The organism is Mucilaginibacter angelicae, assembly GCF_042434235.1.
GTDB classification, from domain to species: Bacteria; Bacteroidota; Bacteroidia; order Sphingobacteriales; family Sphingobacteriaceae; genus Mucilaginibacter; species Mucilaginibacter angelicae.
Genome location: NZ_JBHLTS010000078.1, coordinates 174381 through 189415 on the forward strand (window position 1 = coordinate 174381; position 15035 = coordinate 189415).

Here is a 15035-nt window from a genome sequence, read left to right on the forward strand (position 1 = left end):
AAGTTAGGTATTCAGGAATTAATTTTCCGCAGTATGGCGTTTATAAACAAATATACGCCTGTTAACACTATTAATACCGATATAACATCCATTAAAGTTATGCCATCATCCTTTGTAAAATAAAAGATGGTAAACATTTCAAAGTACGGAGGTGCCGGCATTATGATCATGGCCAAACCAAGTATAATCATGGTAACCGCAATCGCTATTAAAACAATTCGTTTTAATTTTTCATGAAACAGGTACCTCTTTGATTCCCGGCTATCAACGGGGTGTTGCGTAAGTAAAAGCTCCAGGTTTGTTACCATATCCAGGCGATTTTGTTCCTGGTCTAACCCGCTAAAGGCATCAAATTTTTGCGGAATGGGGTTATGATCAATGGCATTATTTATTCTTTGCTGTATAACTTTAATATATTCTTTATCAATATCCCCCTTTTTCAGCAGTAGTATAAGCTCATCAACTTTTGTATCAAGCAGCGACTCATCATTATTGGTTAGTTTATTCTTCAAAGGAATGTAGTGATATAATTTGGTTAACTTTTACTGATATTAGCCGTAAAAAGCAATATTGATAATAACCCCTCTTAGATGAAAAAAGTTTCTGTTGTTACTGTAAGTTTTAATCAGCCATCTATCACCGAAGAGATGTTATTATCGATTAAAAATACAAGTACTTACAGTAATATGGAAATAATTGTTGTTGATAATGCAAGTAAGATAGATCCGGTACCCGGCTGGAGGATAAAATACCCCAATATTACATTTATTCGTTCGGATATTAATCTTGGTTTTGCAGGCGGTAATAACCTTGGGCTTACAGCTGCAACCGGCGATTATATTTTCATGGTGAACAATGATACCGAATTTACCCCAGGCTTGGTTGAAAAACTGGTTGAGGTAATGGATAGCAATAAAGCTGTAGGCATGCTATCACCCAAGATCAATTACTTTAGTGATAAAAACCTGATACAATATGCCGGGTACACCCCCATGAACTACTACACCTGCCGTAATAGTGTCATTGGCTTAAAACAAAAGGATGAAGGCCAGTTTGACCATATAACCGCCCCTACTGCTTACTGCCACGGCGCAGCCATGATGATCAGGAAAGAAGCTATTGACAAGGCTGGCATAATGTGCGAAAACTTCTTTTTATACTATGAAGAGGTTGATTGGTGTGAACAGATCATAAGAGCTGGTTTCAAGGCTTGGGTTTGTACCGATGCACTCATTTACCACAAAGAATCAGTTTCGGTAGGTAAAAAAAGCAAGCTAAAGGAATATTTTATGAACCGTAACAGGATCCTGTTTATCCGCCGGAATGCCCCGCTGTTTAAAAAAATCTTCTTTTATTTTTATTTCCTGCTGCTTGTGGTACCCCGCAATTTGGTTAGCTATATCAAAGAAAAACAGTATGGATTTATACCTATGCTTCTTAAAGCGGTATGGTGGAATTTTACCCACTCAAAAAACAGCAGCAATTTAGGATACCCCATTAACACCATAGCATGAAAATAATTTTAGCCATAAGCCTCTTTATTGTTTTTTACACTTTTGCCGGATACGGGATTTTCCTGTACCTGATCATCAGGATCAAAAGGGCTTTTAAAGGCCGAAGACCTCTCCCTTTGGAAAATCTGGATGTACTCCCTTCCTGTACCTTGATCATAGCTGCTTACAACGAAGAATATTTTATTGAACAAAAGATCAGCAACAGCCTTCAGCTCAATTATCCGGAAGGAAAGCTGAAGCTGCTTTTTGTTACCGACGGATCATCAGACAAAACACCTGATATTATTGCCCGGTACCCACAAATTCAATTGCTGCACAAGCCGGAGCGGGCAGGTAAAATAGCCGCTGTACACCGTGCCATGGAATATGTTGATACCGATGCCGTTGTGTTTACCGATGCCAATACTTTTTTAAATAAGGATGCATTAATAAAAATATGCAGGCATTACAGCGACGCAACAGTTGGCGCTGTAGCCGGCGAGAAACGCGTACATATTGATGAAAATGCAGATGCCAGCGCAGCGGGCGAAGGCTTTTATTGGAAATATGAATCGGCACTAAAAAAATGGGACTCAGAATTGTACTCTGTTGTGGGGGCAGCAGGTGAACTGTTTAGTGTACGCCGTTCCCTGTACCAGCCTGTTGAGCCGGATACGGTGCTTGATGATTTTATGATTTCGATGCTGATAGCTGCTAAAGGCTACCGCATTATTTATGAACCAGAAGCCTTCGCTACCGAAACAGCGTCCGAAAATGTTTCGGAAGAGTTAAAACGAAAAGTGAGGATAGCTGCCGGCGGGATCCAATCTATCTTAAGGCTTAAAAAATTATTTAACCCGTTCCCCTACCCGGTTTTATCATTTCAGTATATCAGTCACCGGGTATTGAGATGGACAATTACCCCATTTCTGCTCATCCTGTCATTTATCTTAAACGTAATATTAGCCCTTAAACCGGGCGAAACAGCTATGCGGGGCTTATTATTGGCACAGGTATTGTTTTATATACTTGCCTTGCTTGGCTTAATAATGGAAAAGCGGCAACTGCGCATAAAAGTTCTTTTTATACCCTATTATTTTTGTGTTATGAACTATGCAGTGCTGGCTGGTATTATCCGGTATTTTAGCACTAAGCAAAGCGCGGTTTGGGAAAAGGTACAACGAAAGCAGTAAAACATTGATTATAAGTTAAAAAGAAAATTATTTTATAGTTTAATATATTGAATGAATAAAAATATACCATAAAATAATCGGTGATAAAAGAAGATAAGACTAAAAAAATTATCTTCAGCTGCTTTTTGGATTACCTGTCAACTAATTAAAAAGTATATTTCGACCGCTAACCACGGTGAAACCTTATTGATCCTGATGAATATTGAGCTGGGGATTATTTTAAAAAACGGGGAATCTATTGCCCTCAATGTATACGATTTATTTGAACAACAGCGGATAAAATTACCCGATGCAATTGCTGTTGTGCATAATAATGATACGCTTACGTATCATCAGCTTTATCAAAAGGCTGATGATCTGGCTTCGGCTATCTTAAATTTATATCCGGATTCGGAAATTATTGGCGTAAGTGCAAACCGGAGTATCCAAACCATAATTGGAGTACTGGCCATACTAAAAGCAGGCAAAGGTTACCTGCCCCTTGATCCTGATTATCCTAAAGACCGGCTCGAAACAATCATTAAAGATTCGGGGATACCTGCATGCGTTGTTGCTTCGGATAAAAAGCATTTGTTTGACGGCTTGCCTGTCAATATCCTGGTTGCGGATGATACTTATGATCAAAGTACTAAATCATTCCAGCAAACTCATTTGGCTGATACAGCCTATGTATTGTATACTTCGGGATCAACCGGTACCCCCAAAGGCGTGTCTATGGGTAATGCAGCATTGGTTAACCTGTTACTTTGGCAACAGGAAAATTCCATCGCTACCACAGGCACTAATACCCTGCAGTTTGCACCTTTAACGTTTGATGTTTCTTTCCAGGAGATTTTTGCTACGCTGGGTACCGGTGGCACCTTGTTTTTGGTTGACGAAGAATTACGGATCGATCCGGTTAAGCTATTGCAGTTTATTGATAAGCATGCTATTAACCGCATCTTTTTACCTTTTGTAGTACTGCAATACCTTACCGAGGCTGCTATAGCTAATAATTATATCCCAGCTTCATTAAAAGAAGTGATGACAGCCGGTGAGCAGTTAAAGATCACACCACAGATAGTAAGCTTTTTTAACATTTTACCTGGTTGTGTGCTTTATAACCAGTACGGCCCAACAGAAACACACGTTGTTACCCAGCTAAAGCTGGATGGTGATGCCTCCCGGTGGCCCACACTCCCATCTATCGGTTCGGCTATCAGCAATACAGAGATCATTTTACTTGATGAAAGCCTTAACCGCGTTGCCGATGAGGAAACAGGTGAATTATGCGTTTCAGGTATAAGCCTTGCCAACGGCTATCTCAACAAACCCGAACTAACAGCCGAAAAATTTATAGACTGGACAGAGGGCAATAAAACCATCCGCATCTATCGTACCGGCGACCTGGCCCGTTTTATGGGCGATGGCAACATCGAATACCTTGGTCGTAGGGATACGCAGGTTAAAATACGCGGCAACCGTGTGGAGACAGGTGAAATAGAAGTACTGATCAGTCAGCTTGACAATATAAAACAGGCGGTGGTAACTGCTCCTGCTGATGTCGCCGGACAAAAGCGCCTCGTGGCTTACCTCGTTTCATCGGGCGCTAAGGAAGATACCGAAGCTGTTCGTAAATCTTTGGAAGAGCAGCTGCCCGACTTTATGCTGCCCTCAGCCTATGTTTGGTTAAAAGAATTACCCAAAACTACCAGTGGCAAAGTTGACAGAAAAGCCCTCCCCAAACCCGACATTAAACGCCCTGAGCTTGATGTACTTTACAAAGCGCCATCAAACCCAACCGAAAAAAACATCGCAGCCATTTTAACGGAGTTGCTGCAATTTGATAAAGTAGGCATTGATGATAACTTTTTTCAGTTGGGCGGCAACTCGTTACTGGCTTTAAAAACGGTAGCGCTGTTAAAACAACGTTTCAATTACGAAGTTCCCATCACTAAATTATACCAATATCCAACTATTGCAGGTATAGTAAAGCTGATTAACGGGATAAACAAACAAACCACTCCCCTTTCAAAACACCAAACAAAAACAACCGGTGGCAATACCGACGTTGCCATAATTGGCATGGCAGGTCGTTTCCCTGGTGCCGATACTATCGATGAATTTTGGCAAATGCTGGCCGAAGGCAGTGAAGGCACAAGCTTTTTTACAGACGAAGAATTAGACAAATACATTCCGCTTTACGAAAAAAGCAACCCCGCCTATGTAAAAGCCCGCGGTATCCTTAACGGAGCCGACGAGTTTGATGCAGGATTTTTTGGTTTTAACCCTCGTGCAGCCGAATTAATGGATCCACAGCAACGCATCTTTTTAGAACTTGCCTGGGAAGTGCTGGAAAAAACAGGTCATCTGCCTCAAAAATATGATGGGCTTACCGGTGTATTTGCGGGCTGTGGTTATAATACCTATTACAACAATAATGTATTAACCAATCCGGAAGTAGTTGAGACTGTTGGCCATTTCCAGGTACGTACACTAAACGAAAAAGATTATATAGCCACCCGCACAGCCTACCAGTTAAACCTGAAGGGCCCGGCTGTTGCGGTATATTCGGCATGCTCAACTTCATTATTAGCCATAACACAGGCAGTGAGCAGCATCCGTAATGGCCAGTGCCAGGTTGCCATTGCCGGTGCTGCATCCATCACATCGCCTATAAAAAGCGGTCATATTTACGAAGAAGGTTCCATCATGAGCATCGATGGTCATTGCAGGCCTTTTGATGCCGAAGCTTCGGGCACTGTATTCAGTGACGGCGCCGGTGTGGTACTGTTAAAAAGCCTCGAAGATGCACAACGCGACGGCGATACCATTTATGCCGTTATTAAAGGTGTTGGCGTAAATAATGATGGCTCCGAAAAAGGAAGCTTCGGCGGACCAAACGCTTATGGCCAGGCCGGTGCAATAGCCATGGCCATTGCCGATGCAGGAATAGATGCATCAACCATAAGCTATATTGAAGCCCACGGCACCGCCACTCCATTAGGCGACCCGATAGAAATTGAAGGGCTTAACCTTGCTTTCGGCCAGCAGGATCAAAATCAGTTTTGTGCCATAGGATCGGTAAAAAGCAACTTTGGTCACCTCACCGCTGCTTCGGGCGTTGCCGGGCTGATCAAAACAGTGCTGGCTATGCAACATGCCCAAATCCCGCCATCGCTGTTTTTCAACAAGATCAACCCGAATATTGATATAGAGAATACCCCGTTTTTTGTCAATGCAGAACTTAAGCCATGGGATACGGAGCTGAAACGCGCCGGTATCAGTTCCTTTGGTGTAGGCGGGACCAACGTGCATGTTGTTTTGGAGGAATATAAAAAGCCGGAGCCTGTTGAACCGGGCGCTGACAAGCCTTTAAAATTGATCAGTTGGTCGGCCAAAAACGAGCATAGCTTAGCTAAATATGCAGGTAAGCTTGCAGCTTTTATCGGCACTAATAAGAGTGTTGATCTTAATGATGTAGCCTACACCCTGCAAACTACCCGTGCCGATTTTAACCATCGCCGTTTTGTAATAGCGACAGATGTTGATGATCTGGTAATAAAACTAAACACCACAAACCCAGATCCATCATCCATGAAAAAGCTCAGCACAATTCCTGCTGAGGTAGTTTTCATGTTCCCCGGCCAGGGTTCGCAATATGTAAATATGGGTCATGACCTGTATCAAAATGAACCTGTTTTTAAAGATGCGGTGGATGAATGTTTAAGCCTGTTGCAGGGCACTATTCATGCCGGCCTTAAAGAAATAATTTTCGCCGATCCGGCAGATCCTGAATCGGCAAAAAAAATAAAGAATACCCTGTATACCCAGCCCGCGCTATTCATTTTAGAATATGCCATGGCCCAGTTATGGATGAGTAAAGGCATTCAACCGGCGATACTGATGGGACACAGCATAGGCGAATTTGTGGCGGCACATCTGGCAGGTGTATTCAGCTTAAAAGATGCTTTGACCCTGATATCAGAACGGGCACGTTTGGTCAGCAGCGCCCCCCACGGACAAATGCTTTCAGTACGTATAGAAGAAGAGCAATTGAAAGCCACATTACCTGCAGGGCTTTCCATTGCAGCTGTAAACAGCAAAAAGCTATGTGTAGTGGCTGGGCCTGAAGATACTATAACGAAATTTACCGACGAACTCTCTCAAAAAGGGATCCCTGCAAGGCTGCTTTTAACCAGTCACGCCTTCCATTCATTAATGATGGATGATATTGTGGAGCCTTTTAAAGCGGTAGTTAAATCTGTAAAGCTAAATAAACATGTTAAACCAGTTGTATCAACAGTAACAGGTACCTGGCTCAGCGAAGCACAGGCTACCGATCCTGAATACTGGGCACAGCACTTACGCAGCACTGTTCGCTTTTCGGCCGCGTTGGATACTGTGACAGAAGATGATAACCGCTTATTACTTGAAAGCGGCCCGGGAAATATCCTGGCTACCCTTGCACGCCAGCATACTGCCGGTAAAAACATCTCCATAATATCGGGTTTTGAACAAACCGATACTTTAACAGAATATCACAGCCTGTTGAAAGCATTAGGCCAGCTATGGCTAAATGGTATTGAACCAAACTGGGAGGCAACTTATTTGGGTCAAAACCGTAAAAAGATAGATATCCCAACCTATGCTTTTGATCATAAACGGTATTGGCTTGAGCCTGCCATAACAATAAATATTGTTTCTGAAACCTTAACACAACAACAAACAAATACAAAAACCACGCAACCTGCACTGATGAGGAAGGATATTTTAATTGATAAACTTAAAGAGATCTTTGAAGATGCTGCCGGTATTGAGATAGATACGGCTGCCACCGGCATGAGCTTTATTGAAATTGGCTTTGATTCTCTTTCGCTTACACAAATAGCTACCAATCTAAAAAAGGTCTTCAACGTACCCATTACTTTCCGAAAACTGTTTGAAGAATATAACAGTCTTGAACTGCTTGCAGTTTACCTGGATAACAATTTACCTGCCGATGCATTTCAGCCGCAGGTTGCGCCGGCAGTTAACCCTGCATTTCAACATGGTGCTACTAACGGAACTGCACAGCATGCACAGGTTATTCCTTCAGGATTCACAGGTCAGGGAAACAACGATATAGCAATCAGTTTAATATCTCAACAATTGCAATTACTGGCCAGCCAGTTAACACTTATCCAGGGTAATATACCTATTGTACAAGCCCCTGCTACACAAACATATAACGCCTCCGCTCTTGCTGCAACCCCTGCAAAATCACTGTTATCACTTGCGGCTGATTTTACGCCGGAAGAGCAGGTTGAACTAAAAAAACCCTTCGGCGCAACTGCCCGCATCGAAAAACAGGTACAGGGATTGAGCGATAAGCAACAGGCATTTTTAAAAGATCTTACAGAAAAATATAACGCAAAAACAAAAGGCAGCAAAGCACAAACACAAAAAGACAGGCCTTACATGGCCGATCCACGTGTTGTTAGCGGCTTCCGCCCGTTGACTAAAGAAATTGTTTATCCGCTGGTAGTTAACCGCTCAAAAGGCAGTCGGGTTTGGGATATTGATGGTAATGAATACATAGATGCGCTGAATGGCTTTGGCTCAAATTTCCTTGGCTATCAAACCGAGATCCTGAAACAAGCTGTTTTAGACCAGATTGAAAAAGGTTACGAAATTGGTCCGCAGCATGAACTTGCCGGTGAGGTTTGTAAACTAATTTGTGAGTTTACCAATTTTGATCGTTCTGCTTTGTGCAATACCGGCTCCGAAGCGGTTTTGGGTGCCATGCGCATAGCGCGTACAGTAACAGGCCGTTCACTCATTGTGGCATTTAACGGTTCATATCATGGTATAAATGATGAGGTTATCGTTCGTGGTACCAAAAAATTAAAAACTGTGCCTGCGGCTCCCGGGATTATGCCCGAGGTAGTGCAAAATATGCTTATCCTGGATTACGGCACCGAAGAATCATTGAAAATAATAGCCGAACGTGCCCATGAGCTGGCAGCCGTTTTAGTTGAGCCGGTCCAAAGCCGCCGACCGGATTTTCGCCCTGTTGAGTTTCTGAAAAGGGTTAGGGAAATTACCCGCCAGTCGGAAACTGTTTTGATTTTTGATGAGGTGATCACCGGCTTCAGGATGCACCCGGGCGGCGCCCAGGCCATGTTTGGTATTAAAGCCGATTTGGGTACTTACGGTAAAGTAATTGGTGGTGGTATGCCTATTGGCGCCATTGCCGGTATCAGCAAATATATGGACGCCCTTGATGGCGGTAACTGGCAGTTTGGTGATGATTCATCACCCGAAGCTGGTGTAACCTACTTTGCGGGCACTTTTGTACGCCATCCATTGGCTTTAGCTACCGCAAAGGCATCGTTAAACTATATGAAGGAAAAAGGCCCTGCCCTGCAGGAAGGTCTTAACACAATGACCAAACGTTTGGCCGATGCATTGAATGCCATTTGTGAAAAAGAAGGTTTACCATTGCACATCCCTTCATTCGGCTCGTTATGGAAGATCAAATTTGATTATGAGCTGGCTTATGGCGAATTGCTATTTACGCTGATGCGCCTTAAAGGCATCCATATCTGGGATCTTTTCCCTTGTTTTATTACAGCTGCACATACTGACGAAGACATTGACCAGATCATCAGTAAATTCAGCGAAAGCATTCATGAACTTATTGAGGCCGGGTTTATGCCAACCAACAAGTCGGAGCCGGTGAAAGTTGAGCCCGCCAAAAATGGTTTGCCGACCGAGCCCCCTGTACCGGGTGCAAAACTGGGCCGTGATAAAGATGGCAACCCCGGTTGGTTTGTAACCGATGCAAATAATCCAGGAAAATATTTACAGGTAAAGATCAGCAATAACTAACTTGACTACCACTACCCCATACGATACTATCCCGGTTGAATTTGATCCTTTTGCAGGGCCCGAACTTGTTGCTATTGCCCCTTCAACCGAACCTCAGTTAGAGATCTGGGCTTCGTGTATTATTGGCAGTGATGAAGCCAATTGCGCGTATAACGAGTCCTTTTCACTGCAGCTTTCCGGCCAGCTTGACCAGGAGGCTATGTTTGAGGCCTTACAGGAAATCACGAACATGCACCAGGCCTTGCGCTCGGCTTTTAGTGCTGATGGAAAATCTATCTGCATTTACAAATATCTGCCCTTGGATTTCAGGTTCGCCGACATGTCGGAAAGAAGTCTTGCCGAACAGCAATCATTCATCACCGAACAAAACAATCAAAACTCGTTTACGGCTTTTAACCTGGTTACAGGTCCCTTGTTTAAGGTACAGCTGATTAAACTGGCTGAAACCGAACACAGGCTAACTTTTATAGCGCACCACATTATTTGCGATGGCTGGTCTATCGGGATCATGATGCAGGATTTAAGCAAGCTGTACTCTGCTTATACCAAAGGTGAATATATCCAATTACCTGAAGCCCCATCATTCAGCGACTATTCAAACGAACAGGAATTGTTTACTGGTAGCCAGGAATATAAAGAGACCGAGCAGTATTGGTTAAACGAGTTTAAAGGCAGCAATTACCTGCTTGATCTGCCCGCCGATCTGCTACGCCCTGCGGTACGCACCTATAAAAGCAACCGTCTTGACTTTGATCTTGACAAAAACCTTACTTCGGCATTGAAGCAATTAGGCAAAACAAATGGAAGCAGCTTTGTAACTACGCTGTTAGCCGCTTTTGAAGTATTTTTACAAAGGATCACCGGCCAGGATGAGATCATATTGGGTTTACCTGCCGCCGGCCAATCAGTTACAGGCAATTACCGTTTGGTTGGGCATTGTGTTAACCTGCTTGCACTCAGGAGCTATCCTAAAAATGACCAATCGTTCCGCAGCTATCTTAAACAACGCAATTCTGCCATTTTGGATGCGTATGATCATCAGCAGTATACATTCGGTGAGCTGCTCAAAAAACTGAGCATCCCGCGCGATGCTTCACGGGTCCCATTAGTTCCCGTAATGTTTAACATTGATATGGGGATGGATGACGACGTTGATTTTTATGGATTAAAACATCATTTAACCAGCACCCCACGCGAATATGAAAGCTTTGAGATCTTTGTTAATATCTCGGGGCGGGATGAAGCTTTAGTATTGGAATGGTCATATAACACGCAGTTATTCAGCGAAAAAGCTATCCGCCATATGATGGATGAATTTAACTTTTTGCTTAACGAACTGGTAAATGCTCCTGATACTTTAATAGGCGAAATACCGGCTTCCAACAGAGCCGAATTGATTGAAAAACTGAAGTTGTGGAATAATACAGAGGTAGCCTATCCCAAAGATAAATCCTTACACCAGTTCATCAATTGGCAAAGTAATTCAATCGCATTAAAATTTAAAGATCAGACACTTACATATCAACAATTAAACAAAATCAGTAACATGCTAACTGCTTTACTGATTGATAAAGGCGTGAAAAAAGGTGACAAAGTTGCCTTTGCAGTTGATCGTTCGGCCGAAATGCTGGTGGTTATATTAGCTATCATGAAAGCCGGCGGGATCTATGTGCCGCTCGATCCGCAGTTTCCGCTTGAGCGGATCAATTATATGCTCAGCGACTCGAAAGCGGTTGTATTGTTAACCTCAGAAAAATACAAAGGCCATTACCAGTCAAACGCTACTGAGCTTACCTTAGAAACTGAATGGCCTAATCTTTCAAAGTATATTGCCGATACGCCGAATGTCAGCGTTACGGGCAATGACCTTGCTTATATCCTGTACACCTCGGGATCAACAGGCATGCCTAAAGGTGTTCAAATCAGTCAGCATAGCCTGGTTAATTTCCTGCACAGCATGCAAAAAATTCCTGGGATGACCGCGGATGATAAATTGCTTGCTGTAACCACTATCAGTTTTGATATTGCCGGGCTCGAGCTGTTTTTACCGTTGCTAAGCGGCGCACAGGTAATTATTGCAGATACAGCCACTGCAAAAGATGGCCGTGCCCTGCTCGATATTATCCGTGAAGAAAAGGTGACCATCATGCAGGCCACCCCATACACCTGGCGTATTATGTTGGAGGCCGGCTGGGATGCAACCCTGCCTATAAAAGTAATCTGCGGCGGCGAGGCACTACCAAAAGAGCTTGCTGAAAGGATTCTTGGAAAAGCATCATCATTATGGAATGTTTACGGACCAACGGAAACCACCATCTGGTCGACCATTAAAGAGATCAGGGCTGAGGACACAGCAATTACCATTGGTCGCCCAATCGATAATACTTCGATTTATATTTTAGATAAAAACCTTAATCCACTGGATACCGGCACTGTAGGTGAAATTTTTATTGGCGGCGACGGCCTTGCTGCAGGTTATTTAAACCAGCCGGAGCTTACAGCCGAGAAATTCATTGCTGATCCTTTTTCAGATCAGACAGGTGCCAAAATGTACCGGACAGGCGATTTAGGCAGGTTCCTGGATAACGGCGAAATTGAATGCCTTGGCCGTGCAGATGCTCAGATCAAGATTCGTGGTTACCGTATCGAAACCGGTGAGATAGAGTACCATCTCATTAACAAACCCAATGTAAAGCAGGCGGTAGTTGTTGCCCAGCCCGATAAAAACGGTATCAATAAACTGGTAGCTTACATCGTCATAAACGACAATTATATTGCCGAAGATGAGGTTACACAGGTAAAAAACTGGCGGGCATCCCTAAAAAGCTCTCTGCCCGACTATATGGTGCCGGATGATTTTATCGTAATACCTTCTATCCCGCTTACACCAAATGGCAAGGTTGATAAAAAAGTACTGATACAAAGCAGCGTTACCCCACTTGCCGAAAGTATCCACCTGTATGTAGCACCAAGAACTGATGTGGAGCAATTGGTTGCAGAAGTTTGGAGTGAGTTTTTGGAGATCGAAAATATAGGCGTTTATGATAATTTCTTTGAGCTGGGAGGCCACTCGCTTATTGCGGTTCAGGTAATGACTCGTATTGAAAAACTTACGGGAAAACGCCTGCCATTAGCTGCACTTTTTGAAAACTCTACAGTAGAAAAGCTGTCCCTTATGCTGGAGATGGATGGCAGATCAATCGTTTGGGACTCGCTTGTACCTATAAAACCCACTGGCAATAAAATGCCGCTCTATATTGTGCATGGTGCAGGCCTTAATGTACTATTATTCAACGCGCTGGCTATCAACATGCACCCCGACCAGCCGGTTTATGGCTTACAGGCCAAAGGGCTTAATGGTATAGATGAGCCGCTAACCGAGATCAAGGATATAGCCGCGCATTATATTTCGGCCATCCAGGCTCAAAACCCTAACGGCCCATATGCTTTAGCTGGCTATTCATTTGGCGGTATTATAGCTTTTGAAATGGCCAAACAACTGGAAGCACAAGGTAAAAAGGTAAAAATGCTGGCTATGTTTGATACCTACGCATACCGCTCCCCGTTTTTTGATCCCTGGCTTACTATGCAAACCAAGCGTGCCAAATTCTTTTTACGTAAACTGAAATACAACCTCCTTACCGGCGAAGGGCTTTCGCAAAACATTGCAGGTAAAACTAAAAACATTAAGCGCCACGCTACCAGGTTTTTATGGCGTTTAAAGAAAGACGAGCAACAGGAAGGCTTTTTTGGTTATTCAAACAAGATAGATGAAATGAACCAGCAAGCCGAACGGAATTACCAGTTGAAGCCTTATAATATTTCAATTGAATTGTTTAAGGCTAACACCCACACTTTTTATATGGATGATTTTGAGTACCTTGGTTGGAGGCCTTACGCGTTAAAAGGCATTAACGTGCATCCTATTCCCGGTGAACATAATTCCATATTCAAAGCCCCGAATGATAAGATCTTCGCAAGCATTTTACAAAACTGCCTTGATGAAGCTGCAAAGAAATAGTTTATGGAGGCAGTAAAAGTTGAAATCCGCTATCTTGATACTGTTGAATGGCAGCAGGATACCGCCCACAACTTTACTATAGGCGATGAAATAGATGTATGGCGGATTAAAACAGCCGATCATCTCTCGCTTATCGCCCAGCTTATAAAATTGCTGATGCCTGATGAAATAAAACGGGCTGAGCGGTATTACCAGGAAAAAGACAGGCAACGTTTTATCGTGAGCCGTGCTGCTTTGAGGACCATCTTAGGCAGATATCTGGGTCAGCAACCCGAAGATCTCCGCTTTGAAATCGGCCCCAATAAAAAGCCTTTTGTAAAAACCACCGGGGCAGCTATTAATTATAATGTATCCCATTCGGACGAGTGGGTAACTATCGCCGTATCAAAAACTGGTGTCGGTATCGATACGGAAAAAATTGACCGCTCATTCGCCTATAAAGAAATTCTTGCTGATAATTTCAGTGGAGATGAGATCCGTTTCATCAACCAGAGCAATCCGGAAGAAAAATTCATATTGCTTTGGACACGCAAAGAAGCCATAACAAAACTTACAAGCCAGGGATTAGATGAACGGATTAAGAACATTCCTTGTTTAGATGGTAATCACCTCACAAACAGCAATATCATTAATTCACCTAAAGCAATAAAGCTTGTAAGTTTCAGGCTTGATAGCAGTAATTTAGCTACACTGGCTTATGAAAGCAAAGATGCCATCGCAATTCAGTTTCGCGATATCGATCTTACTTCGATTTAAATAAGCCGTATTTAAGGATACAATAAATAGCCCTAACACCATCTTTCCATCCTATCTTTTTACCCTCTTCATAGGTACGTCCATAGTATGAAATACCCACCTCATAGATCCTGATGCGGGGTACACGTGCGATTTTCTGGGTAACCTCCGGCTCAAAGCCAAAACGTTTTTCGGTAAGCTGTATGGATTGGATGACTTTGGTGTTAAATAACTTATAACACGTTTCCATATCGGTAAGGTTAAGATTGGAAAACCAATTTGAAGCAAATGTAAGCCACCTGTTACCAATGGTATGCCAAAAAAACAGGATGCGGTGCGGATTGCTCCCCATAAACCGTGAACCATAAACTACATCGGCAAAACCTGCTACTACAGGTTTTAACAGATCGTTGTACTCGGCAGGGTCATATTCAAGATCGGCATCCTGAATAATGAGGTAATCTCCGGTAGCTTTGGCGATGCCTGTATGCAAGGCTGCCCCCTTACCCTTATTTACTTCATGCTTAAAGTACTGGATATTAACATCCGGGTTACCAAGCTTGTATTTATAAATGGCAGCTTCTGTATCATCCTTTGAACAATCATTTACAATGATCACTTCTTTTTCGATATCATTAACAAGGCTTACCGCTTTAATTTTATCCAAAATTAAATGTATGGTATTACCTTCGTTATAAGCCGGGATAATAATTGATAATTTTTGTATTGTCATTTATTGTA

General features: G+C 42.9%; 7 protein-coding genes. 5 read left to right on the top strand and 2 right to left on the bottom strand.

The window, feature by feature from the left end; translation table 11 throughout:
- Positions 1 to 11: 11 nt before the first annotated feature.
- Positions 12 to 512 (bottom strand): hypothetical protein, encoded by a 501-nt coding sequence (locus ACFFGT_RS29005; protein WP_377026015.1) that lies wholly within the window; start codon positions 510 to 512, stop codon positions 12 to 14.
- A 78-nt stretch (positions 513 to 590) separates the two neighbouring features.
- Between ACFFGT_RS29005 and ACFFGT_RS29010 the strand changes: the two genes are divergently transcribed.
- The 5 genes from ACFFGT_RS29010 to ACFFGT_RS29030 all read left to right on the top strand — a co-directional run bounded on the left by ACFFGT_RS29010 (position 591) and on the right by ACFFGT_RS29030 (position 14315).
- The gene (locus ACFFGT_RS29010; protein WP_377026016.1) at positions 591 to 1514 is read left to right on the top strand and encodes a glycosyltransferase family 2 protein; all 924 of its coding nucleotides are present in this window, start codon (positions 591 to 593) and stop codon (positions 1512 to 1514) included.
- The gene (locus tag ACFFGT_RS29015; protein WP_377026017.1) at positions 1511 to 2686 is read left to right on the top strand and encodes a glycosyltransferase family 2 protein; all 1176 of its coding nucleotides are present in this window, start codon (positions 1511 to 1513) and stop codon (positions 2684 to 2686) included. Before ACFFGT_RS29010 ends, ACFFGT_RS29015 begins: the two co-directional genes overlap by 4 nt.
- A 195-nt stretch (positions 2687 to 2881) precedes the next feature.
- Entirely contained in the window at positions 2882 to 9538 is a 6657-nt protein-coding gene (locus ACFFGT_RS29020) for an amino acid adenylation domain-containing protein (protein ID WP_377026018.1), read from the top strand.
- A gap of 1 nt (position 9539) precedes the next feature.
- Positions 9540 to 13559 (top strand): non-ribosomal peptide synthetase, encoded by a 4020-nt coding sequence (locus tag ACFFGT_RS29025; RefSeq protein WP_377026019.1) that lies wholly within the window; start codon positions 9540 to 9542, stop codon positions 13557 to 13559.
- Between the two features lie 3 nt (positions 13560 to 13562).
- A complete protein-coding gene (locus tag ACFFGT_RS29030) occupies positions 13563 to 14315 on the top strand; it encodes a 4'-phosphopantetheinyl transferase family protein (protein ID WP_377026020.1) in 753 nt (250 codons plus the stop codon).
- On the opposite strand, the gene ACFFGT_RS29035 is transcribed toward ACFFGT_RS29030, so the two are convergent.
- Positions 14302 to 15027: a glycosyltransferase family 2 protein gene (locus ACFFGT_RS29035; protein ID WP_377026021.1), complete on the bottom strand. Its 726-nt coding sequence runs from the start codon at positions 15025 to 15027 to the stop codon at positions 14302 to 14304. The two genes, ACFFGT_RS29030 and ACFFGT_RS29035, sit on opposite strands and share 14 nt — an antisense overlap.
- Between the last annotated feature and the right edge of the window lie 8 nt (positions 15028 to 15035).